Raw genomic sequence first — 22,805 nt, forward strand, 5'->3', positions numbered from 1 at the left:
CCATCCTCACCTGACGGTCGCGAGCCACAGGTCGGCGTACCGCTTTGCGTCGACCGCCGTCGCGACCTGAATGACCGGCGCCGGCCCCTGGACATCGTTGGCCTGGTCGGACGCGGTCCGGGTGTCGACGATCGTCCGCCCGCGCGACCAGCCGCCGGACAGCTCGACGCGCACCGGGTGCCGCTCGGTGGTCAGCCCGGACGGGTCGATCACCGCGCACACCGCGCCGCCGTCGCCGATGCTGCCACCGTCCGACTGGTACCGCTCGCTGCGCTTCTCGATCAGCTTGCAGGCCAGCTCCGCCGACGGCGATCCGCTCAGCCCGCGCGCCTGCTCGAGCGTGACGACGACGTCGTAGAACACGTCCAGGCCGTACATGGTGACCGAGATCCCGAGATCGTTCGCTGCCGCCAGCACGATCGCGGCCGCCTCCGGATCGCTCCAGATGTTGAACTCCGCGGACGCCGTCGCGTTCCCGACTCCCGCCGAGCCGCCCATGAAGACGATCTCCCGCAGCCCGGCCGCCGCCTCCGGGTATGTACGCAGCAGCAGTGCGATGTTCGTCAACGGCGCCAGTGGGATCAGCGTGACGAGTTCACCCGTCGCCGCCGCGTCCCGCAGTACGTCGCGCAGCAACTCGACCGCATGCCGCGGATCGGTGGGCCGGGTGGACCGCGGCCAGTCGAGGTCCCCGAGCCCGTCCGCGCCGTGGACGTGCCGCGCCGGACGCACCGGCTGGATCAGCGGTACGGCGGCGCCGCGCGCGATCGGTACGTCCGGACGGCCCGCGGCGTCGAGCACCGTGAGCGTGTTGCGGACCACGTCGTCGATCCCGACGTTCCCGCCGGCGCAGGTCACCGCCTTCAGGTCGAGACCTGAATGCCGGGCCGCGAGCAACAGTGCGCACGCGTCGTCCAGGCCGGTGTCGACGTCGAGGACCACCGGTGTCCGCCGGCCGGAGTCGGTCACGAACGCACCAGCCGGGCGATCGCGGCGGACGCCTCCTTGATCTTCGCGTCGGCCTCGGGTCCGCCGGCCGCAGCAGCGTCGACGACGCAGTGCGCGAGGTGGTCCTCGAGCAGGCCCAGCGCGACCGATTCGAGTGCCTTCGTCATCGCCGAGACCTGCGTGAGGATGTCGATGCAGTACTTCTCGTCCTCGACCATCCGCTGCAGCCCCCGCGCCTGCCCCTCGATCCGCTTCAGCCGCCGCAGGTACGCGTCCTTGTCGCCGATGTAACCGTGCTGCGCATGCTCAGCGGACGGTTCTGCCACCCTCACCACATCCTCCCGGAACCCGGGAGAACCATATCCCGCCGGCGGCCCGGCAAGTGCGCTGCGCGGGCCGTAGTTTGCTCCTCGAAACGGCCCTCCCGGTGGCGCCACGCGGGAGTACACGGGGTCGCGCGGGTGTTGAAACCTAGGACACGCGCGGGCAATCCGAGCGTGCTTGCAACTGTCGGAGCAGCGATCTAGGATCCCTAGATGTAGTGGTTACACGGGTGTAATTTTCCACAGGTAGTGGTTAGTTGCACACAGGTTCTGCACAGGTTGTCCCCAGGTTGATCCACATGCCATCCCCAGGATGGCCCCACGGGAGGAAGTGATTCGTCGTGCACTGTCCGTATTGCCGGCATGCCGACTCCCGGGTTGTCGACAGCCGGGTGGCCGAGGACGGCGGAGCGATCCGCCGCCGGCGGCAGTGCCCGGTCTGCGAGAAGCGATTCACCACCGTCGAGCAGATGCAGCTCACGGTCGTGAAGCGCTCCGGCGCGACCGAGCCGTTCAGCCGCGAGAAGGTCATCAACGGGGTCGGCAAGGCGTGCAAGGGCCGGCCGGTGAACGCCGACCAGCTCGCGCGGCTCGGCCAGAAGGTCGAGGACGCGCTCAAGGGCGGCGGTTCGCCGGAGGTTCCCGCGCACGAGGTCGGACTCGCGATCCTCGGGCCGCTGCGGGAGCTGGACGAGGTCGCGTACCTGCGGTTCGCGAGCGTCTACCGGCAGTTCGAGTCGGCCGACGACTTCGAGACCGAGATCGCGCTACTGCGGGCCGAGAAGGAGCCGCAGGGCACTGAGCCGCCACAGCCGGCCCAACAGACATAAGCCGCCACAGCCGGCCCAACAGACATAAACCGGGGGAACGGAAGTTCCAGGTAGTACCAGCACCATCGGGCGTTACGCAGTACAGCAGGACCAACGGGGCGGTCCCGACAGACCGCGGTAGCAGACACAGGGCGAGGAGCAACCATGACAGAGACGGTGACCGGCCACTCGGGGTCGACCAAGCGGTCGGCGGCCGGGTTCCGCGGGCGGAAGAACGCGCCCACGGGACTCACCATCGAGCGCATCTTCAGCACCGAGGGCATCCACCCGTACGACGAGGTGACGTGGGAGCGCCGCGACGTCGTGCAGCAGAACTGGAAGACCGGCGAGACGGTCTTCGAGCAGCGCGGGGTCGAGTTCCCCGACTTCTGGAGTGTGAACGCCTCGACGATCGTCACCACGAAGTACTTCCGCGGCGCGGTCAGCCACGACAACCGGGAGTGGAGCCTCAAGCAGCTCCTCGACCGGGTCGTGAAGACCTACCGCAAGGCCGGTGAGGAGCACGGCTACTTCACCACGCCGCAGGACGCCGAGGTCTTCGAGCAGGAGCTCACCTGGCTGCTCCTGCACCAGTACTTCAGCTTCAACTCGCCGGTCTGGTTCAACGTCGGTACGTCCTCGCCGCAGCAGGTGTCGGCCTGCTTCATCCTCGCCGTGGACGACTCGATGGAGTCGATCCTGAACTGGTACAAGGAAGAGGGCCTGATCTTCAAGGGCGGCTCCGGCGCCGGCCTGAACCTGTCCCGGATCCGCTCCTCGAAGGAACTGCTCCAGTCCTCCGGCGGCACCGCGTCCGGCCCGGTCAGCTTCATGCGCGGCGCGGACGCGTCGGCCGGCACGATCAAGTCCGGCGGCGCCACCCGGCGGGCCGCGAAGATGGTCGTGCTGGACGTCGACCACCCCGACATCGAGGAGTTCGTCGACACCAAGATGCGCGAGGAGGAGAAGATCCGCATCCTCCGCGACGCGGGCTTCGACATGGACCTCGGCGGTCGCGACATCACCTCCGTGCAGTACCAGAACGCGAACAACTCGGTCCGGGTCTCCGACGAGTTCATGCGCGCGGTCGAGGAGAAGGGCGAGTTCGGGCTGCGCGCGCGGCTGGACAACTCGGTGATCGAGACCGTCGACGCCCGCGAGCTGTTCGACAAGATCTCCCAGGCCGCGTGGGCCTGCGCCGACCCGGGCCTGCAGTACGACGACACCATCAACGACTGGCACACCACGCCGGAGACGGGCCGGATCACCGCGTCCAACCCGTGCTCGGAGTACATGCACCTGGACAACTCGTCCTGCAACCTGGCCTCGCTGAACCTGATGAAGTTCCTCCGCGACGACGACCTCTTCGACTCGGAGAAGTTCGTCAAGGCGGTCGAGCTGATCATCACCGCGATGGACATCTCGATCTGCTTCGCGGACTTCCCGACCGAGGCGATCGGCGTCACCACCCGGGCGTACCGGCAGCTCGGCATCGGGTACGCGAACCTCGGCGCGCTGCTGATGGCGACCGGGCACGCCTACGACTCCGACGGTGGTCGCGCACTGGCGGGCGCTATCACCTCGCTGATGACCGGTACGTCGTACAAGCGGTCCGCTGAGCTGGCCGGCATCGTCGGCGCGTACGAAGGCTTCGAGCGGAACAAGGACGCGCACACCCGGGTGATGCGCAAGCACGCCGCGGCGAACGACACGATCCGCACCATCCACGAGATCGACAAGAACGTCCAGGAACACGCCACCGCGGCGTGGGAGGGTGTGCTGAAGATCGGTGCCAAGAACGGCTGGCGGAACGCGCAGGCCTCGGTGCTCGCGCCGACCGGCACCATCGGCTTCATGATGGACTGCGACACCACCGGGATCGAGCCGGACTTCTCGCTGGTCAAGTTCAAGAAGCTGGTCGGCGGCGGCTCGATGCAGATCGTCAACCAGACGGTCCCGCGGGCGCTGCGCCAGTACAACTACACCGAGGAGACCATCGAGGCGATCATCGAGTACATCGCCGAGAACGGTCACGTCGTCGACGCCCCGGGCCTGAAGCCGGAGCACTACGAGATTTTCGACACCGCGATGGGCGAGCGGGCCATCAAGCCGATGGGCCACGTTCGGATGATGGCAGCCGCGCAGCCGTTCCTGTCCGGCGCGATCTCGAAGACCGTGAACCTGCCGGAGACCGCGACGGTCGAGGAGATCGCCGACGTCTACTTCCAGGGCTGGAAGCTCGGCCTGAAGGCGCTCGCGGTGTACCGCGACAACTGCAAGGTCGGCCAGCCGCTGGCGGACGCGAAGGCGAAGAAGGCTTCCTCGTCGGAGGCTGTCGCCGCCGAGGCCGCGGTCGCGGAGAAGATCGTCGAGAAGATCATCGAGTACCGGCCGACCCGCAAGCGCCTGCCGAAGTCGCGGCCGTCGCGGACGACGTCGTTCACCGTCGGCGGCGCCGAGGGCTACATGACCGCCGGGTCCTACCCGGACGACGGTCTGGGCGAGGTTTTCCTGAAGATGGGCAAGCAGGGTTCGACGCTTGCCGGTGTGATGGACGCGTTCTCGATCGCGATCTCGATCGCCCTGCAGCACGGCGTACCGCTGGAGACCTACGTCCAGAAGTTCACCAACCTGAAGTTCGAGCCGGCCGGTCTGACCGACGACCCGGACGTCCGGATGGCGCAGTCGATCATGGACTACATCTTCCGCCGCCTGGCGCTGGACTACCTGCCGTTCGACGAGCGGGCCGCGCTCGGAATCTACTCGGCGGACGAGCGGTCCCGGCAGCTCGACACCGGTTCGTACGAGCCGGCCCCCGTCGAGCTGTCCGAGGCGGAATCCCTGAAGACTGTGGAGCCGGTGGCCGACGCGGCCGAGGCCACTGTGGAGGCCGCTGAGAAGCCGGCCGACGCGGCGGCCGCCAAGCCGATCAAGGGCGAGGCCCACACGACCGCGGAGATGCTCGAGCTGATCACCGGTACGTCGGTCGACGCCCCGCTCTGCTTCACCTGCGGCACGAAGATGCGCCCGAGCGGCTCCTGCTACGTCTGCGAGGGCTGCGGCAGTACCTCCGGCTGCAGCTGACCTGCAGCAAACTCAGTAGCTGACAGCACTACGGCCCCCGGGAACTTCCCACTTCCCCCGGGGGCCGCGGTGCGCCCAGCCGCGCCGTGCCTGCCCGCTAGTGGCCGGAGCGGTCCGAGTCGGCCGCCGGCTTGGCCGTCCCGTCGAGCGCCGCCAGCGCGCTGAGCTCGGTCTCGCTCAGGCCCTGCCACGCCTCCACGTACCGGTCCTGGGCCGGGTTCGGCCAGTGGATGAGCCGCGGCACCCTCCTTCAGCGCCCGTCCGTACCGCCCGTTCGGCGTCCGCGTCGTTCATCGGCGATGTCCCGAGACCGATTCGTGGCATTGTGATTCCGTGACTCAGTGTGACTGCCGGCACCTGGCTCATCCGTGTCTTCCTTCGGCGTACGCTGCCCCGCCACCCCAGGCCGATCACGGTCCGCACCCACGGTTTCCGGCCGTACGCCGTACGGCCGTCTCACCCTCGCGATACCCCCGCGCGAACTGTCGGGGGTGTGGTTCATGATGGGTTCCGCGGGTCGTGAGGATTTGCTGAAAGGCGTTGGAGGGGTGGGCTTATGAAGAACCGGCTGATCACTCTGGTGGACCTCGGTCTGGACAGTTCGTTCGACGCGTCGATGACCTTCGTGCAGGGCATCACCGGCAACATCAACGCCGGCTGGGACCGGCCGTACCTCGACGTCAACTTCGTCCGGTCCCGGGACCACGAGACCGCGTTCTCGGCCCTCACCACCCCGTCGACGGTGCTGCACGTGATGGCACACGGTGATCACAGCGAGGAGCCGTCCTTTCTCTCCACCGACGGCGAGACCCAGGTCTCGCTGAAGTCCCTGGCCGACTGGTTCCTCGATCACCAGTGGGGCATCGCCAGCGGCGTCGTGATTGCCGACGGCTGCAAGACCGGCATCGGCAAATGGCAACGCGCGATCCGCGACTGCATCCAGGACGACATCACCTACATCGGCACCAGCACCGTCATCGGCTGGTACGAAGCCACCGTCTTCTGCTCCGCCTTCTACGGCGCCCTCGTCCGCAACCGCGGCCTGGGCCGCACCCCCGCCGAACAAGGCTGGGACGCCGCGAGCCGAGCCATCCGCGCCTACGAGACCCTCACCGACCAACGCTGCCCCTACAAACCCGTAGTCCTAACCCCCTCCCGCCAAGCCCTCCGCTCCCTCACCGGCTAACCCGACACGCATTCGGCGGCTACTTGGGGTTAGGGGGTGGGAGACTTTTTGTGGGCTCGTCGTGGGGCGCAGTCTGTGGTCTGGGTTGCTGGTGGCTTGCTTGGTGTGGGGACGGGGGCGGCGCCGGGTGGGTCGCGGGTGATCTGTTGGCCTCCGCTCGACGCGGTGAAGGAACGACAGCATGAAGCTCCATCGGAACTCGCTGCTGACGGCGGCTGGGATTGTGGTTGTGCTGTATGTCGCTTCGCTGGTTGCGGGGCTGCCGTCGTGGGCCGCTGTGGTGCTGATCGTGGTGCTGCTGGTGTTGCTGGCTGTGGTGTGGAAGCAACCTGACGAACCTCGTCCCGCTGTCGCTAAGCCGGCGGCGCCGGCGGTTGTGCTGCCGGATCCGGATCCGGTGTTCTCCGGGCCGCCGTCGCGGACGGTTGCGGATGTCCGGTTGCCGTCCGCGTCGCCGGACTTCCAGTTCAGTTTCTCGGCCGTGGTGCAGTGGTCGACGGTGTTGTCCGGCTCGCGGCATGCCGACCTCGGCGCGGTTGCGGTCGACGCGTTGCTCGATCGGGCCCGGTCGTTGACCGCGCGGCAGCAGGTGACCGAGGAGTCGCTCAACCAGCATCGGCTGGCCGCGCTGCTCGGCGAGCCGGCGCTCGACGAGAAGGGCCAGGTCCGGAGTTGGGCCACCGAAGTACGGCTGCGGTTGCCGGACGCGGACCAGAAACATCTCCAGCACCTTGCCGCCCTGCATCGCCGTGAGCAGACCACGCTGCTCGAGCGGCGGATGGAGCAGGACAAGCGTGCCTACCTCAAGGACGACGTGTTCGCGACGCCTGGGTCGGCCGCGGTCTGGTGGCTGGTCAACCACCCGGGCGAGGTCGAGACGGCCCTCGGGCTGCTCGACACGCTGGCGGAACTGTCGGCCGCGGCGAACGACCTTCCCGGACGGCGTACCACCGCCGAGGAGATCGAACGCCAACGGCCGACCCGTGCCGAACTCGCCTTCAGCACGGCGGTCGAAGAGCTGACCGGGGCGGCTCGGACCGCGGCGGACGCGAATGGCGCCACGGCGAGCCAGACGTCCCCGGCGGCGGAGTCGCACCAGCACCCGGTCGCCCGCGAGCGGACCGGCTCCGAAGCGGAGCAGCGCAAGAAGTACCGGGAGCAGTTCTTCACCGAGTAGGCCGGCGGGGCGGGCTGTCAGCAGGGTGTGCCCGCCCCGCCGGCGATCGATACGCATGGCTACTCGTCCAGCCAGCGGATCGTGGTCCGGCCGTTGTGCCCGTGGACGGTGAGCAGCGCGCCGATCCCGTCCTGCCAGATGGTCGTGGTCGGGTAGCTGCCGCCCCAGCGCAACGCGACGGTCCCGTCGCTCCACTGCACGCCTTCCGCGACAACGCCCGTACCGCTGACGCCGGACACGTCTTCGTGCCGGAACAGCTGGAAGCAGCGCGGCCCGGAACGGTTCGCGATGCGTAGATGACGCCGCTGTGCGCTGCGCAGCAGCGTCGCGGTTCGTCCGCTGATCTCGTCCATGGCCCAAGTCAACGTGCGGGCGGCTGTCCGCACCAGGAACTCAACCGGTATCCACAGCGCACAAATTCGGCCCACCGTCGGTCACCGAATCGCCATATTCTCATTGCAGGGAGTAATCGACTCGCAAGGGAGCAGAACGGATGACGATCATCGACGAGTGGACGGGGCGACATGCCCACGCGCTGCGGACGGCGTTGCGCCTCACGAACGAAGCCTTCGCCGAGCGGCTCGGCATCTCGCCGCGCACGCTGACCAAGTGGCGGGAGAGACCCGAGTCGGTGCCCAGTCCCTTGCTCCAGGAGGCCCTCGACACCTACCTCAAACAGGCGCCGCCGGACGCGCACATCCGGTTCGCGGCGAACCTCGGGCCGGACAACGGCCAGGTGCCGATCGACAGCGCGGTGCTGACCCAGTTGAACACGGCGCTCGGCGACCTGACGCGCGCCCTGGCACGCCTGCAGCCGGGTGGGCCGGAGTGACTACTCTTCGGGGGCGATGCCGACCAGGGCCGCTGCGGCACAGATGTGGACGGGAGTCATGTCTGTGGGGGAGACGGGCGCCTGGAGGAGGGTGCCGCGTTCGTAGGGGGTGAGGGTGATGTCGATGCCGGGGGCGCCGGCCACCAGGCCGCGGATGTAGGTCAGCCAGCCCATCATCGGGATGCCGCGGCGGAAGACGCCGGCTGCGGCGGCCAGTTCCGTGTCGGCGATGCTGGCCCATTGGGGTTCCCAGATCGTGACGACTGCGCGGAGGATCTGGGCGAAGCGCTCCGGCTGCAACAGGGCGTCGTCGTCGCTCCAGTGCAGGGTGAGCTGGTCCGAGATGGTGGTCATCGTGCCACCCATGGACAGGTCGAACAGCCATGGCAGCTCGCCCGTGCTCTGCAGGTGCAGCCGGGTCGTACTCGTGCCGTTCGCCAGGACCTTCGTCGTGGCCTCGACCATCTCCTGAAGCGGGGTGGAGCCGTCCGCCTCGAGGACGTGGTACCCCCAGCGCTCGTCCTGCGTCCAGTTGTGGACGTCGGGGAACGCGACAGCGACCGCGGTCAGCGTGCGGCCGACGCGGAGTGCGCGGTGTTCGACGGACTCGTCACGGTGTGACCATTGGGCGCGGACCAGCCAGGAAGCCATTCACGCCCTCCGATCGTGAGGCGGCCGGTTCGGCGGAGGTGCCGCTGTGCCGGCTGGTGGCACACATCCGGATGCTGGCGACGGTACGCCGTCATACGACCGCTTGACCAGAGCTCCGCGCCCTCGCTGCGCGCGGGTACGGCGGCTCTCCGGAAAAGTCACCGGACCATACTGCTGTACCCGGAGGTCGCAGGTCTGCACCGGGGCCGCTTTTGGTAACCACGTGTCGAAATCTGGACAAGTGTCAAGTTACGTCAGGGTCGGCGGCGCCAGCTCCAGGGTCGGGGTGGAGCCGCGGTACGACGTCATCCACTCGCGGAGCAGCTCGACCCGCGCGGAGTTGTCCTCGTTGCCCTTCACCACGGGCGCCTGGTTGTACGGCATCGTGTCCGAGCTGCGCCGGAGCTTCACGTACAGCCGGGACGAGGCCAGGGCGTACCGCTCCATGTCGTCCTGCAGCGCGCCGATCACCGTGATGTTCCGGTCGCGGCCGATCTGCTCGAACAGCGCCACCGCCTCACGCCGGTGCTGGGAGCCGAGGTTGCGGCCGAGCTCGTCGAGTATCAGCAGCAGCGGACGGTCCGAGCCGCCGGCGAGCGCGGCCGCGCACACCAGCTTCACGGCTTTCTCGTCCATCTGGGCGGTGTTGCCCTTCACGTTGAACGCGGAGAACGGGCCGCCCTCCGAACGCCGCCACTTCGGCGTCACCGTCCAGCGCCACGGCTTGTCGGGCTCGGCCGGCGGATCCGGCTCCGGGAACTCGAGCTTCGCGCCGTACCCGCCGTACTGCTGGTCGAGGCGGTCGAACTCCTGCGACACCAGCCGGAGGCGTGCCTTGATGCCGTCGGCCAGCGAGGCGCGGTGGGCGCGGGCTGTGCTCTCCGCCTCGTCGAGGCCTTCGCGGGCGCGTTCCAGCGCGGCGTTGCGCTCGGCGCGCTGGTTGGCGATCTGCTGTTGCTGCAGGCTGTCGAACGTCTCGTGCTGCGCGAGGTGGCTGCTCAGCGTCCGGTGCAGCGCCGGGACCAGGCCGACGCGGTCGCCGAGCGTACCGTTCGTCCAGCGGTCCGGGCCGTTCAGGATCTCCCACAGCTCGGCCGGGATCTCCTCGCGGGAGCGCGCGCTCGGGAAGCAGCGGCGGATGACGTCGTCCAGCTGCGTGCAGGCCTGGTGGTTCCAGTCGGCGGTCGTCCGTCGCTGGGCGTCGTCGGGCAGGGCGAGCAGGAACTCCTCGGCTTCTTCGGGTGTGCCGCCCCAGGCGGTCGTCCGGGTGGTGAGGTCGAGCGCGCTCTGCTCCTCGCGCAAGGCGAGCCGACGGCCGGTCAGCTCGTCGAGGACCCGGTTGTGGTCGCGCCGGGTGGCCTCGAGGTTCTTCAGCCGCTCGTCGCGGACGAGTTGCTGGCCGGCCGCGGCCTCGGCGGACTCCTTCGCCGCCTGCAGCTGGGGAGCGAGCGAGTCACGGTCGGTCTCGTGCCGGTCGACGCTCTCGCGGAGCGCGCGGATCTGCTCCTGCACCGACTCCGCATCGGCCAGCGCGCGAGCGGCCGCCGTACGACGCTCGGCCTGGTCGACCCGGGAACGGGCCTGTTCCAGCGCGGCCGACGCGACTGCCCGGGCCTCGACCGCGGACTCCACGCGCCGCCGGGCCGCCTCGATCCGCGCGGTCCGGCCCGTGATCGGCTCGTCGAACTGCCCGACCGCGACCACACCGGCGACGTCGTCGATGTTGTCCTTGGTCGCCCGCTCGCCGATCGCCGCGAAGAACACGTCCAGCACGAACCGCTTGTCCGCCGACTTCGGTCCGCGTTTCCGGGAAGCCGCAGCACCCGGCCGATTCGCGAGCACCAGCAGGAAGCCGGAGTAGTCGGCATCGGCAAGGGCAGTCGCCGCCATGGTCGCATCGGCGAAGTCGATGACGACGGCCTCCCGGTACGGCGCCAGTCGCGGCTCCCACTCCGCACGGTCGGAGGCGGGCAGTTCGGTGATGTCGGTGAGCGCGCCGCACTCGATCCCGGCGTTCTCCAGGACCTGTTGCTGCGGCGCTGAGACCGTCTGACCGCTCTCCGCCTCACACAACTCGGCCGTCGCGTAGTCGACCGCGGAACGCGCGGCATGGTCGCGGCCGATGTACTCCTCGAGTACGGCGCGGGCTTCGTCCTGCTCCTCGGCGGCCGCGGCCAGATCTCGGCCGTCCGCCGACCGGCCCGCGTCCAGGAGCCGTCGGTGCTCCTGGCCGAGCCGCTCCAACTGCTCCCGCACCGAACGCTGGGCCAGGTCGAGCTCCCGGTCGCGGGCGTCCAGCGTGTCCCGCTCCTGACGGGTCAGCTGCACGTCCCGGAGCAGGTTCTCCTCGTTGCCGAACGCATCGATCTCGGCCTCGATCGCTTCCTTCCGGGCCTCCTGCTCGGCGGCCCGCTCGTCCAGCGCCGCGACTTCCTGGAGGATCTCGCTGTTCCGCGCGGAGCCGTCGATCAGGTGCCGGGCGGAGCGTGCCTGCCAGGACTCCTTCGCCGCGGCGAGGGCCTCGCGGGCCGCGGCCCGCTGCAGGATGCCGGCCTCGACGGTCGCCATCTCCTGCTCCCAGCGCTGCAGGTCGGTGGTCGCCTGCTTGGTCGCCTCGCGCTGGGTGTGTTCGGCGGAGCGGTGCGCCTGCTCCTGCTCGAGCTCGTGGTCGAGACCGGTGAGCGTCGCGATCGCGTTGAAGATCCGCGCCGGGCCGAGCTCGTTGAGCGGCTCGGCGAGCAGGTTCGCGGTCGGGCTGGACCGGACCGACGTCGACAGGAACGAGACGCACCGGACCTGTCCGCCGTACAGCACCTGGGAGAGCTTGTTCGCGTGGAAGTCGGTGCGCCCGTTCGAATGCGGGAGGGCGGCCCACAGCGCGTCGGCGCCCGCGGCCCGCTCGGCCTCGGTCGCGCCGTACGGGATGTGCAGGCCGTGTTTCCAGCGCAGGTCGATGTACGACGCCTTGCGGTTGATCCGGATCCACACCGTGACCGCGGAGGCCTCGATCTCGTCGAGATCGGTCAGGTCCGGGTCGGAGAAGACGCCGACGATGTAGCCGCGGTCGACGTTCGACCAGTTGCCTTCCTGGCCGGCCGCCTCGGCCGTGAACAGCAGCTCGGCCGCGCCCGGTGCGCCGCTGGTCAGGCGCCACTGGTCGTCTGCGTGCAGCAGGCTGAGCGCGGCGATCCACGACGACTTGCCGGCGCCGTTGGAGTCGGTGGGGCCCTGGCCCGCGACCGTGATCAGGCCGCGGCCGATCATCGGGATCGGGTGGGTGGACAGCCGGGACAGGTCGACGACCTGGACCCCGAGCAGCACCTTCGAGCCCAGGATGTCGAACGGCCCGTCGTCAGTCATGCTTCTTCTCCCACTTCGACAGGGACCCCGTGACGGGCGCGGATGGCTTCGGCGATCGGGCTGGCCGGGGCGGCGGCGAGGATCAGCTGGTCCTGCAGCCGACGGCGAGCGGCCGGTGTCAGCCGCTGCAACTGTGGACCGGGGATGTACGACGGTCCGCCCGAGTGGTCGCCGGACAGCTGGATCAGTCCGGCGGCGCGCAGCCGCTGGAGCGCCAGCCGCCGCTCCTCGCCGCTGATCCGGGTCGTCCGCAGCTCGTCGACCGTGGTCGGCCGGGCGGACTTCCAGCTGTCGCTGGTCAGGATGCCTTCGCTGCGCGGGATCGCGACCGAGTGGATCAGCACCAGCACCAGCACCGCGCGGTCGATCACCGACAACGGCTGCCAGCCCTGGGCGGCGAGGCTCGCCGCGATGTCGTCGTCGTACCCGGCGGTCCAGTGGGTGCCGTCGACGTGCACGAGCGTGCGGCCGATGAGCTTGAGCATCCGCTGCACCTGGCGGCGGAGCGTGACGTCGCGCAGACCTGCCAGCTGTACTTCGGCGACCGGGTGCGCGGCGTACTGCACCGCGCTGAACGCGGCGAGCACCTCGTCGCGGGACCGATCGCTGAGGTCCTGGAGCATCGGGTCGAACAGCGCGTGGTGGTCAGTCATCGGCCACCTCCGCGCGCGGCGGTTCAGGGAGATGGCGGCAGAGGTCGCGGAGCGTGGAGAGGTCAGCGGCGGTCCAGGTGACGACGCGCGGGCCGAGCCGGACCTCGGCGGCCTTCTCGTCCCACCGGAGCCAATGCGTGGAATGCAGGCGGCGCAGGCTTCCGATGATCAGCGTCATGTCGCTCGGCTGCTCGGCACGGCCGCGCATCCCGGCGTACACCGACCTGATCTGCGCGAGCGTGCCGGTGCCGCCGGGCCAGGGCGAGGCGCTGCGGTCCGTCCAGCAGCAGGCGACGCAGATCGCGAGCAGGCGGGCGGTCTCGTTCGGCAGCTCGACCGGGACCGGAGGAGCGCCGAGCTCCTCGAGCACGCTGTGGCCGGCGCCCGACGGAAGCGTTGGCACCAGCCAGACACCGTCGGACGACGAGGCTCGGGTCAGGCCGGCGACCGCGGGTGTGTCCAGGTCGACCTCGATCGGTCCGGCGGACTGCACCTTCGCCCACCAGAGCGCGTTGTACAGCCGCCGCTCGACCGCCTCGGTGCTCATCGGGCCACCCGGCGGAACACGCCCTCGGTCGCCCACGGCGTACCGGCGGCCGGGTCGATGCGCATGCCGTCCGACCACACCAGCTCGTAGTCGAGCTCGTCGTGCAGATGCGCCGCTGTCAGCTCGGCGAGCACCCGGCGGGCGGTGATCCAGTCGCCCGCCTCGTCGACGACCTCGACGATGTCGACCGCAGGACGTCCCGCGAGCACCCGCTCCGCCTCACGACGCAGGTCCTCGCGGTCCGTCGCGGCGGCCGACTCCGGGGCGTCCTGGTCCGCGGTGGGACGCGGCGGCGCCATCCGGGCCGTACCGCTCCGGCGCCCGGTCTCCACCGCCTCGACCATCGTCTGCGCGGAGAAGTCCGGCGCGGCGGCGTCGAACAGCAGACCGTCCAGCACGGCGGCCAGCGTCTCGGGCTCGCTGGTCCGCGTGAACGTCAGCCAGGTCTCGATGGGCAGCAGGCCGAGCGCCCGCGTCGTACCGGCACGCTCGACCAGGCGGCCCGCCGCGAGCTGCACGGCGTCGGCGTACGCGGCGAGGGCCATCCGGAGCGACGTACAGTCCCGGTGCAGCTCCGGCCAGCGGCCGAGGACCAGGCGGTGCACCTTCTCCGCCTGCTCGATCAGGCGCTCGTTGCCCCACGCGAGCTGGGCGTTCTCGCGGAGCTGCGCCGCCGTACTGGTCGCGACCAGGATCGCGAGCTCGTTGCCGAGCAGCCGGAACACCTTGGTGAGCCGCTCGACGGACGCCTTGCCGTCGTCGGCCGTCGCCTGCGGGTCGCTGACGCTGTGCGCTTCGAGCGTGAGCAGCTGGTGCAGCTCCGCCTGGCCGCCCTGGACGGACATCCGGCGCAGGAACATCAGCATCACGTACGGCGCGAACGCGGCGCGGTGACGCAACTCGTTCGGCCGGTCGACGAGTTTGGTGATCGCGCCGTACTGCCGGAGGAGGTCGAAGCGGCGGACGATCAGGTCGTGCGGATAGGCCCGGCAGGCGAGGGTGGCCTGCTCGACGGTCAGCCCGTCGCTGCCGGCCTCGGCGAACGCGTCCAGAATCGCCTGGTCGACGTCCAGCAGGTCGGGATCGACGATCATCGCGCCGGCCTCGCGGGCGAGCACGGCGAACACCTGACGGTAGACGCGCAGCACAGCCGCCTCGGCCTCGGCGTCGAGCAGCGTCGCGTCCATCCCGCACTCCTCCCGTGTGACAGCGCAGGAAAGGGACTCTAACCACCCGCACCGACAGACCAAAACTCGCCCGGCACCGGCCTGTGGAAAACCGGATGACGGCGGACGTACGGCTGCCTACGATCCGGAGTGTGATGAGAATCCTTGGCTGACGCGGTCGGAAGGCCGCGTCAGTACCGCGGCACCCGCGGGTGTCGCCCCGCCGGAGTGGACCGTCGTGTCCCCGGCGCGCTTGCTGATTCTCTCCGTACGGAGCCTGCACATGACTGTGCATTCTTTCGGGCATCCTTCTGCTCGCCCCATCGGCGCGCAGCATCCCCGTGTCCGTGATCTGCTCGCCCTGCGCAAGGACGGTTCGCCCGGCCGGATCATGGTCGAAGGAACGTGGGAACACGACCGCCTGCTGACCACCGCCGCCACGATCGAGGCCTTCTTCTGGTGCCCGGAGTCCGGGATCCCGGACATCGACCGGTACGCCGGCCGCGCGGCGGAGGTGTACCGCATCTCCGAGAAGCTGCTCGCCCGGCTGTCCCGCAAGAGCCGCCCCGACGGCCTGATCTCGATCGCCCGGGTCCCCGAATGGCGGCCGCAGGCGTTCCGCTTCTCCGACCGCTCGCTGGTCCTGGTCGCCGACGGGGTCGAGTACGCCGGCAACCTCGGCACGCTGATCCGTACCGCGGACGCCGCCAACGTCGACTGCCTGGTCCTGACCAGCCGCCGCGCCCGCCCGACGCACCCGGCCGTGTACTCCGCGAGCCGCGGCACGGTGCTGTCGACGCCGATCGTCGAGTTCGACGACATTCCCTCCGCGGCCGCCTGGCTGCGGAGTCACCGGTTCCGCGTCCACCTCGCCGATCCGGCGGCGACCGGGACGTACCGGGTTCCGCAGTACGACGGTCCGACGGCGTTCGTGGTCGGGTCCGAGGGGGCGGGGTTGTCGCGGGCCTGGCACGACGAGGGGTTCGACGCGGTGTCGATCCCGATGCTCGGCCAGGCGGACTCGCTGAACGTCGCGCTGTCCGCCGGGATCCTGCTGTTCGAGGCGCGGGCTCGGAAGGAAGGGTGGTGACGTGTTCGGCACAATGGGCTCGCCGACAACAGAAGGAGTGCCCGTGACGTTCGAGCCCGGCGAGGTCGTCGCCCCGTCCGACCCGCGCATCGTCCTGGAAGGACAGTGGGGACACCAGCCCGGCGTGGCGATCACCGTCAACTCCGGCTCCCGGCTCTCCTTCTCGTACGCCGGTGAGCGGGTGCAGCTGCTCTTCGACACCGACGGGCTGACCGTCGCGCCGCACCTGTGGATCACCGTCGACGACACCGAGCCTTCGTTGTATTTGGTTGACGAGCCGGTCATCGAGCTCGTAGCGCCCGACGGCCGGCACCAGGTGTCCGTCGTGGTGAAGGACGTCAACGAGCACGCGAACCGGTGGAACCCGCCGTTCGGGTGCGCGGTCGTGTTCGCCGGTCTCGTTCTCGACGCGAGGACGGTATTGCGGCTCAGCGGGCGGCCCGGTGGCCCGCGGATGGAGTTCTACGGCGACTCGATCACGCAGGGGGTGCGGTCGCTGAGCGAGCACCCCGAGTCGGAGGGCGCGGACGGTACGACGTCGTTCGCGTACCTCACCGCCCGCGCGTTCGGCGCCACGGCGTACCAGGTCGGGTTCGGCAGTCAGGGGATCAGCAAGCCGGGGAACGGCGAGGTGCCGTCCGGCGTGGACTCGTTCGGCTGGAACTTCGCCGGCTCGCGGGCCGAACGCGTCGAGCCGTCCGACGTGGTGGTGATCAACCTCGGCGTCAACGACCCGACGCTGGAGGTCGAGGAGTACGCCGAGTACGTCCGCCGGGTGCGGGCGGCGTACTCGGCGACGACGATCGTGTCGCTGACCCCGTTCAGCGGGAAGCACGCGGAGACGATCCAGGCCGCGGTGAAGACCCTCGACGACCCGAACCTGGTCTGCGTCGACTCCACCGGCTGGATCACCGAGGACGACTGCACCGACCAGGTCCACCCAACCGTCGCCGGCCACACCAAGATCGCCGACCACCTGATCTCGGCCGTCGAGGAACACACGTCCCTACGTCGCCGCATGTAGCGCTCAACGAACCTGCCCACACAGACCCTGGCCGACACAGGAACATGGGGTCCACCGCGCGCCGAAATCGTGACGTTGATCGGGGGCGCGAACAGGCAATGGTGTCGGGGGACCTGCAATAACAGGTCCCCCGACACCACGACCTGTCCCCACCCCCGATCGCCGACCCTCGACGCGCCCCACCGCCATCCCACACCGCGACCGCGCGTCCTGTGTACCCGCGTCGCGACCGCGCGTCCCGCGACCCGCCCGCATCCGCGTCCCGCAAACCCGCCCCCGCAAACCCGCCCCCGCGCACCCGCGCCGCAACCGCACGAACCCGTGTCCCGCGGACCCGCGCCGCGCGCGCGTCCCGCGACCTCGCGCCTGCAGTTTGGGAAGCCACCAACCAATCTTGTCGCGAGGAAGTGGTTGGTGGATTCTCAAAGTCGCCTGCTTGCCGTCTGGGTGCGGCGAGGGGCGAGCGCGGCGCAACAGTGCGGAGGGCTGTGGGGAGGGCTGTGGGGAGGGCAAATGAGTCAGGCACGGTAGGTGGGGGTGGGGTGGGGCGCGGGGTGAGGCGGGTGCCTCAGGTCGGCGTTAGATTGGGCGTGTGGCCGGCAGGTTCGAGACCGTGGACGAGTACATCGCGTCGTTCCCTCCCGAGGTGCGGACGGTGCTGGAAGAGGTGCGCCGTACGATCCACTCTGCCGTGCCGGACGCGGGCGAGAAGGTCAGCTATCAGATCCCCACGATCACCCTGGACGGCACAGCCCTGCTGCACTTCAGCGGCTGGAAGTCACACGTCGCCCTCTACCCGATCCCGCCGCTGGACGAGGACCTGACCCCGTACCGCTCCGGCAAGGGCACCCTGAAGTTCCCCCTCAGCAAGCCGATCCCGTACGACCTCATCGCCAGGATCGCCCGCGCGTTTGTTGCTGCGCGCAACAGTCAGGAGTAGGCGGGGGAGATCGCCCGCGCCAGCATCACGATCGGGACGGGCTTCATCTCGTCGTTCGGCGCGGCGCTGATGCTCACAAACTGGCCCCGAGCGGTCCGGAAGACCAGGTAGCCGTCGCTCTGCTGCCAACCCTCGGCGCCCACCGAGACGCGATGGGACGGGTCCAACGTGCCGGTGCCGGCGTCGTGGACGAGCTGGAAGTCGAACGCTTGGTCGGATCCGTCCGTACCGGACATGACCCACACGGAGGCGGCCTCGGAGCCCCACGCGCACCAGAGATGTCCGTCGACGAGCGCGTCCCGCCGGACCACGGCCGTGCCGCCGATGACGTGCTCGGCTGCGGCGGAGCCGCGGTCGCACTGCAAGCGGACCGTCCTTGGCTTCGCGACCGGGAGCCCGCCGGGAACCGTGGTGATGGCGTGGGCGATCGACACCAGCTCATCCATCGTGCCGGCACCGTCGGTCACGACCCGGAGCCGCACCTGGCGATTGCCGGTGCGGAACACGAGCCACGGTGCGGCGGCAGCCGGGTCGAGTGCCCAGGAGCTGCTGCCCATTCGGCCGCCGGTGACCTTGGCCGCGTAGCCGCGTTGCGTCGTGTCCACCTCGTCGGCCTTGCGGTATCTGGCTGCTTGCGCGTCGGTGACCGGAAGAATCGAGACGAGGACCTGGATCCGGTGGGTCGGCTGCGCCGGATCCACCAGCGAGCAGGCGTCCGCGAGTGGTGCCGTGGGACAGGGGGTTGCCGCGTTCGGTGGTCCAGTTGCCGGCGAGTTGTTGGCGTACGCGTTCGCACAGGTCGCCTGTTGGAGGCGGAGCCGATTGTTGTTGGACGGTGTGGGGGTCGCAGCCGAGTAACGCGAGTAGCAGGAGGGCGGTGATGGTCGCTCGGCAGTGCAGCGTGGTTCCTCCCCAGGACAGTGCTTTGGGCGGAGCTTAGAGGAGGGATTGGGGGTCTGCCGCGGGTGGGCGGGTGAGGGTCCAGTCGTTGAACTGGTTGTCGAAGCGGTACCAGAGGTTGTCCTTGCCGAGGCGGAGCTGGAGTTTGCCGGTGGTGACGCGGTTGGCATCGGTGGTGGCGTGGGGGAGGGCGGTCACGGCCTCGGTGAGGGCTTCGGGGGTGACTGTGTGCGGGGCGTCGACGGTGACGGCGAGGCCGCCGGGGGCCGCCGTGGCGCCAGGCGGTGGCCCAGGTGGTGAGCCGGCGCGCGGGGATGCCGGCGTGGTGCGCGAGGTCGGCGAGCTCCGGCGTACCGAGGGCTGCCGCGGCCCGTCGCGCGAGGTCCTGCTCGAAGGTGAGCGGGAGGCCGACGTCGCCGGACGCGAGCTCCCACGCACGGCGCGCGGCGTCCGTGGCGAGCGCGACCAGATCCCGTACGTCGACCCCGGACGACCGCGGCGGATCGAGCACCTTCACCGCCGCCGGCACCCCCGGAGCCCCCAATGGCCGAGGCGGAACAGGAATCGGCACGACCGGTTGACTGGACTGATGGCGGGCGAAGGCGGCGATTGCCGGGATGCCGGCCGGGGTGGGAGTGCGTGGAGCCGGTGGGGTTGTTCCGCCGCCGCGGCGGGCACGAAGGGCTGCGAGTAGTTCGTCCCGAGGCCGGCCGCGCAGGAGCAGCAATGCGAACGGGTCGTCGTCCAGAGCGTCGGCCACGAGGTAACAAACGGCCGCGGAATGCTTGCACGGTACGGCGAAGTCCGGGCAGCTGCAGTTCGTCAGCACCTCGCCCGCGCCGGGCAGCAGATCCAGCCCGGTCGCCCGTACGTCGTCCACGACCTCCGGCGGCAGCTCCCCGTCGAGCAGCGCCGCGACCCGCCCGATCTGCGCCGACACCACGTCCAGCACGGCCTCCCACTCCGCCGCCGAGAACGCCCGGATCCGCACCGTCACCTGGTACGGCGTGACCCGGCTGCCCTGCACCATCGCCTCGACCTCGCCCGGGCTGACCGTCAGCTCGAGCACGCTGCCGCGCCGCGCGTAGGACCGCCCGCGCGACAACCGCCCCGGATCGAGCCGCGCCCGGTGCTCCAACGCCTCCAGCCACGCCCGGCCCCACCACGTCGCGCCGAACGTCCGCCGGCTCCCCGCCCCGCGCGCCGCCGGCAACCCGGCGTCCTCGTCCTTCCGGCGCCATCCCTGCCACGGCCGCCGCTCCTCCTCAGCCATCGGCCTCACCGGCCACGGATTTCCCAACAGCTGACGGGTTGTACGCGCTCGCGGACCCCGACCGCGACGGCCCGGTCGACAGCTCCACCAGCTCGGTCAGCTCCGTGTCCGACAGCTCGCTCAACCACGCCTCGCCCGATCCGACGACGGCGTCCGCGAGGTCCCGCTTCGCGTTGATGACCGTCGCGATCCGGTCCTCCAGCGTGTTCTCGGTGACGAGCCGGTGGACCTGCACCGGCCGGTCCTGGCCGATCCGGTACGCGCGGTCTGTCGCCTGGTCCTCGACGGCAGGGTTCCACCAGCGGTCGTAGTGCACGACATGCGTGGCCTGCGTCAACGTCAGCCCCACACCACCGGCCTTCAGCGACAGCAGGAACACCGGCGCCGCGCCCGCCTGAAACTGCTCCACCATCTCCGAGCGTTTCCGCACCCCGATCCCGCCGTGCAGGAACAACGTCCGCACCTGCCGCGCTGCCAGATGTGCCTCGATCAGCCGGCACATCTCGACGTACTGACTGAAGATCAGCACCGACTCGCCCTCGGCGAGGATCACGTCGAGCAGCTCGTCCAGCGCGGCGAGCTTCCCGGACCGTCGCTCCAGCGGACCGGGCTCGTGCAGGAACTGCGCCGGATGGTTGCACACCTGCTTCAGCTGCGTCAGGAGACTGAGCACCAGCCCGCGGCGCGCAATCCCCGAAGCCTCCTCGATCTTCGCAAGCGTCTCCTTCGCGACGGCCTGGTACAGCGTGGCCTGCTCGGTCGTCAGCGGTACGACGACATCGTGCTCGGTCTTCTGCGGTAGCTCGGGCGCGATCCCCGGGTCGCTCTTCCGGCGGCGCAGCAGGAACGGTCGCGTCACCCGGGTCAGCCGCGCGGTCGCCTCCTCGTCGTGGAACCGCTCGACCGGTACGGCGACGTCCTGGCGGAACCGGTCCAGCGGGCCGAGCAGCCCGGGCGCCGACCAGTCGAGGATCGACCACAGCTCGGAGAGCCGGTTCTCCACCGGCGTACCGGTGAGCGCGATCCTGGTCGCTGACGGCAACGTTCTCAACGCGCGGGCGGTACGTGACAGCGGGTTCTTCGCATGTTGCGCCTCGTCCGCGACCGCCAGGCCCCACGCGATCTCCCCGAGCAGCCGGTGATCCTGGCGGACCACGCCGTACGTCGTGAGCACGACCTCGTCCGCGGCGAGATCGCCGAGCGTACGACCGGGGCCGTGGTACCGCCGGGTCGGTACGTCGGGGGCGAACCGCTCGAACTCGCGCTCCCAGTTGCCGAGCAGCGTCGACGGGCAGACCACGACGGTCGGCCCGCGGCCCTTGAGCTGCAGGTGCAGGGCGATGACCTGGATCGTCTTGCCGAGGCCCATGTCGTCGGCGAGACAGCCGCCGAGGCCGAGCTGCGCGAGCTGCGCCATCCACGCGACGCCGCGGCGCTGGTAGTCGCGGAGGGTGGCGCGCAGGCCGGCGGGTTGGGTGAACGGCGCGGGCTCGTCGGCCGTGCGCAGTCGGGTGAGCAGCCGGGCCAGCGAACCGTCGGCGTCGAACGGCACGAGTTCGCCGTCGACGTCGATCGTCCCGGTCAGCGCGGCACCGAGCGCCTCGGCGCCGGTCAGGGTGCGCGTGGAGCCGTCGCGCAGCCGGCGTACGACGTCGTGGTCGACGCGGATCCAGCGGCCGCGCATCCGGATCATCGGGCGCTTCGCCTCGGCGAGCGCGGAGATCTCCGCCTCGGTCAGGTCCTGGTCGTCGACGGTCGGGCGCCAGCGGAAGGCGACCAGCTCGTTCAGGTTGAAGTCGGGGCCGGTGACGGCGCCGGGTGCCGGGGTCGCGACGCTCGCCCGGAGCGCCAGTTGCCCGGCGAACAGCTCGGTCGGCCAGAGCACCTCGATGCCGGCGCCTTCCAGCTCGGGACTGCCTTCGGCGAGTTCCTCGAGCGCGGCGTCGTCGATCGGGATGTCCTCCGGGGCGGCGTCCCGTAGAGCCGTCCCGAGCGGTGGCCAGACGCGTGCGCCGCGGCGGAGCGCCAGCAGCAGGTCGGTCTCGGCGCGTTCGCCGAGGGCGGTCAGTACGGCGGCGGGCGCGTTCCACAGGTCCGCGACATCCACCAGCAAGCTCGGATCCAACCCACTCCGCAACTGCAACACCGCCCGAAACTCCTCCGCTTCGAGCGGATCGGCCGGCGTGGGCGGCTCGATACGCAGTACCAGCCGGGTGCCTGCCTGTTCGGCCAACGCCGTTTCGTCCAGCCAGGTTGTGGTTCCGGGTAGCGCGACGGACTCGACGGCCGCGAACGGCGCCGCGCCCGGACGAACTGCCACCGCCGCAGCCGGCGTACGGACGAGAGCATCGGCAAGCGCATCCCAGAACGCGCGAATCAGCTGCTCCGGTTCCACCAGCCGGACCGGGCGGGTGCCCGCGATCGGCAGCGCATGACCGTACGCCGGCATCGCGGCGCCGAGGTTCCGCAGCCACGCGTGGTCGATCGGATCCAGCGGAGCCACCCGCCACGCGCCGTACCCCTCCGCACTCCGGTCCGGCACCAGCCGCCCGCGCCCGATCAGCACCAGCCCGGCGAGCCCCGCCGCCCGCCACGCGGCCCAGCTCCCTGAAGCGTCCCGCTCCGGCTCGGTCAGACGACTGATCACCTCGTCCACAGACAACAGCCGCGCAGGCACCGTCGTACGGCGCACCGCCGTACCGCGAGGGAGAACCAGCTCGACACTGCCGTCAGCGGTCTCACCCGAAAGATCGCCGTACAGCGCCAGCCGACCCGCGCGCGGCGGATCGGCAGGCACGAAGACGGCGTCGAACATGCCCCGCAGAGTACGTGGCACGACCGA

General features: G+C 70.1%; 21 protein-coding genes. 9 read left to right on the forward strand and 12 right to left on the reverse strand.

Going from position 1 to position 22,805, the window contains the following annotated elements:
• Positions 1–6 precede the first annotated feature (6 nt).
• Together JOF29_RS11985 and JOF29_RS11990 are read right to left on the reverse strand one after the other, a co-directional pair.
• On the reverse strand, positions 7–969 hold the full coding sequence (locus JOF29_RS11985; protein WP_209694266.1) for a nucleoside hydrolase: 963 nt from the start codon (positions 967–969) through the stop codon (positions 7–9).
• Positions 966–1,274, reverse strand: a complete 309-nt coding sequence (locus tag JOF29_RS11990) for a metal-sensitive transcriptional regulator (protein WP_209694267.1) — start codon at positions 1,272–1,274, stop codon at positions 966–968. Before JOF29_RS11990 ends, JOF29_RS11985 begins: the two co-directional genes overlap by 4 nt.
• 338 nt (positions 1,275–1,612) lie before the next feature.
• On the opposite strand from JOF29_RS11990, the gene nrdR reads away from it, so the two are divergent.
• On the forward strand, positions 1,613–2,101 hold the full coding sequence (gene nrdR / locus JOF29_RS11995) for a transcriptional regulator NrdR (protein WP_209694268.1): 489 nt from the start codon (positions 1,613–1,615) through the stop codon (positions 2,099–2,101).
• A gap of 144 nt (positions 2,102–2,245) precedes the next feature.
• On the forward strand, positions 2,246–5,164 hold the full coding sequence (locus tag JOF29_RS12000) for a vitamin B12-dependent ribonucleotide reductase (RefSeq protein ID WP_209694269.1): 2,919 nt from the start codon (positions 2,246–2,248) through the stop codon (positions 5,162–5,164).
• 97 nt (positions 5,165–5,261) lie between these two features.
• Here the strand turns inward: JOF29_RS12000 and JOF29_RS12005 are convergent, their stop codons facing one another.
• Positions 5,262–5,408 carry a hypothetical protein gene (locus tag JOF29_RS12005; RefSeq protein WP_209694270.1) on the reverse strand — a complete coding sequence of 49 codons (147 nt, stop codon included), beginning with the start codon at positions 5,406–5,408 and terminating at the stop codon, positions 5,262–5,264.
• 312 nt (positions 5,409–5,720) lie between these two features.
• Here JOF29_RS12005 and JOF29_RS12010 point away from each other — a divergent pair, with 312 nt between their 5' ends.
• Positions 5,721–6,350, forward strand: a complete 630-nt coding sequence (locus JOF29_RS12010) for a hypothetical protein (protein ID WP_209694271.1) — start codon at positions 5,721–5,723, stop codon at positions 6,348–6,350.
• A gap of 181 nt (positions 6,351–6,531) precedes the next feature.
• Positions 6,532–7,527 carry a hypothetical protein gene (locus JOF29_RS12015; protein ID WP_209694272.1) on the forward strand — a complete coding sequence of 332 codons (996 nt, stop codon included), beginning with the start codon at positions 6,532–6,534 and terminating at the stop codon, positions 7,525–7,527.
• Between the two features lie 59 nt (positions 7,528–7,586).
• Here the strand turns inward: JOF29_RS12015 and JOF29_RS12020 are convergent, their stop codons facing one another.
• Positions 7,587–7,880, reverse strand: a complete 294-nt coding sequence (locus tag JOF29_RS12020; RefSeq protein WP_245357550.1) for a hypothetical protein — start codon at positions 7,878–7,880, stop codon at positions 7,587–7,589.
• A gap of 140 nt (positions 7,881–8,020) precedes the next feature.
• On the opposite strand from JOF29_RS12020, the gene JOF29_RS12025 reads away from it, so the two are divergent.
• Positions 8,021–8,359 (forward strand): helix-turn-helix domain-containing protein, encoded by a 339-nt coding sequence (locus JOF29_RS12025; protein ID WP_209694273.1) that lies wholly within the window; start codon positions 8,021–8,023, stop codon positions 8,357–8,359.
• Here JOF29_RS12025 and JOF29_RS12030 read toward each other — a convergent pair whose 3' ends face one another.
• From JOF29_RS12030 to JOF29_RS12050, 5 genes are all read right to left on the reverse strand, one after another.
• Positions 8,360–9,010, reverse strand: a complete 651-nt coding sequence (locus tag JOF29_RS12030; RefSeq protein ID WP_209694274.1) for a hypothetical protein — start codon at positions 9,008–9,010, stop codon at positions 8,360–8,362.
• 249 nt (positions 9,011–9,259) lie between these two features.
• A complete protein-coding gene (locus JOF29_RS12035) occupies positions 9,260–12,370 on the reverse strand; it encodes a coiled-coil domain-containing protein (RefSeq protein ID WP_209694275.1) in 3,111 nt (1,036 codons plus the stop codon).
• Positions 12,367–13,023, reverse strand: coding sequence for a hypothetical protein (locus JOF29_RS12040; RefSeq protein WP_209694276.1), 657 nt, complete (start codon positions 13,021–13,023; stop codon positions 12,367–12,369). Before JOF29_RS12040 ends, JOF29_RS12035 begins: the two co-directional genes overlap by 4 nt.
• Positions 13,016–13,570 (reverse strand): hypothetical protein, encoded by a 555-nt coding sequence (locus JOF29_RS12045; RefSeq protein ID WP_209694277.1) that lies wholly within the window; start codon positions 13,568–13,570, stop codon positions 13,016–13,018. The genes JOF29_RS12040 and JOF29_RS12045 overlap by 8 nt, the downstream gene beginning before the upstream one ends.
• The gene (locus JOF29_RS12050) at positions 13,567–14,757 is read right to left on the reverse strand and encodes a hypothetical protein (protein WP_209694278.1); all 1,191 of its coding nucleotides are present in this window, start codon (positions 14,755–14,757) and stop codon (positions 13,567–13,569) included. The genes JOF29_RS12045 and JOF29_RS12050 overlap by 4 nt, the downstream gene beginning before the upstream one ends.
• Before the next feature lie 262 nt (positions 14,758–15,019).
• On the opposite strand from JOF29_RS12050, the gene JOF29_RS12055 reads away from it, so the two are divergent.
• The 3 genes from JOF29_RS12055 (at position 15,020) to JOF29_RS12065 (ending at position 17,790) form a co-directional block, all read left to right on the forward strand.
• A complete protein-coding gene (locus JOF29_RS12055) occupies positions 15,020–15,826 on the forward strand; it encodes a TrmH family RNA methyltransferase (protein WP_209694279.1) in 807 nt (268 codons plus the stop codon).
• A gap of 43 nt (positions 15,827–15,869) precedes the next feature.
• Positions 15,870–16,850, forward strand: coding sequence for a GDSL-type esterase/lipase family protein (locus tag JOF29_RS12060; protein WP_307863274.1), 981 nt, complete (start codon positions 15,870–15,872; stop codon positions 16,848–16,850).
• A 592-nt stretch (positions 16,851–17,442) separates the two neighbouring features.
• A complete protein-coding gene (locus JOF29_RS12065; protein ID WP_209694280.1) occupies positions 17,443–17,790 on the forward strand; it encodes an iron chaperone in 348 nt (115 codons plus the stop codon).
• On the opposite strand, the gene JOF29_RS46300 is transcribed toward JOF29_RS12065, so the two are convergent.
• Both JOF29_RS46300 and JOF29_RS46305 read right to left on the reverse strand, forming a co-directional pair.
• A complete protein-coding gene (locus JOF29_RS46300) occupies positions 17,781–18,236 on the reverse strand; it encodes a hypothetical protein (protein ID WP_245357551.1) in 456 nt (151 codons plus the stop codon). The two genes, JOF29_RS12065 and JOF29_RS46300, sit on opposite strands and share 10 nt — an antisense overlap.
• Positions 18,237–18,253: 17 nt before the next feature.
• Positions 18,254–19,570, reverse strand: a complete 1,317-nt coding sequence (locus JOF29_RS46305; protein WP_504739544.1) for an SWIM zinc finger family protein — start codon at positions 19,568–19,570, stop codon at positions 18,254–18,256.
• Between JOF29_RS46305 and JOF29_RS46310 the strand changes: the two genes are divergently transcribed.
• Positions 19,476–19,778: a hypothetical protein gene (locus tag JOF29_RS46310; RefSeq protein ID WP_245359298.1), complete on the forward strand. Its 303-nt coding sequence runs from the start codon at positions 19,476–19,478 to the stop codon at positions 19,776–19,778. The genes JOF29_RS46305 and JOF29_RS46310 overlap by 95 nt on opposite strands.
• 177 nt (positions 19,779–19,955) lie before the next feature.
• On the opposite strand, the gene JOF29_RS12080 is transcribed toward JOF29_RS46310, so the two are convergent.
• Entirely contained in the window at positions 19,956–22,778 is a 2,823-nt protein-coding gene (locus tag JOF29_RS12080; protein ID WP_209694282.1) for an SCO1167/SCO6262 family helicase, read from the reverse strand.
• Between the last annotated feature and the right edge of the window lie 27 nt (positions 22,779–22,805).

It is taken from the genome of Kribbella aluminosa (assembly GCF_017876295.1).
In the GTDB taxonomy this organism is placed as follows: Bacteria; Actinomycetota; Actinomycetes; order Propionibacteriales; family Kribbellaceae; genus Kribbella; species Kribbella aluminosa.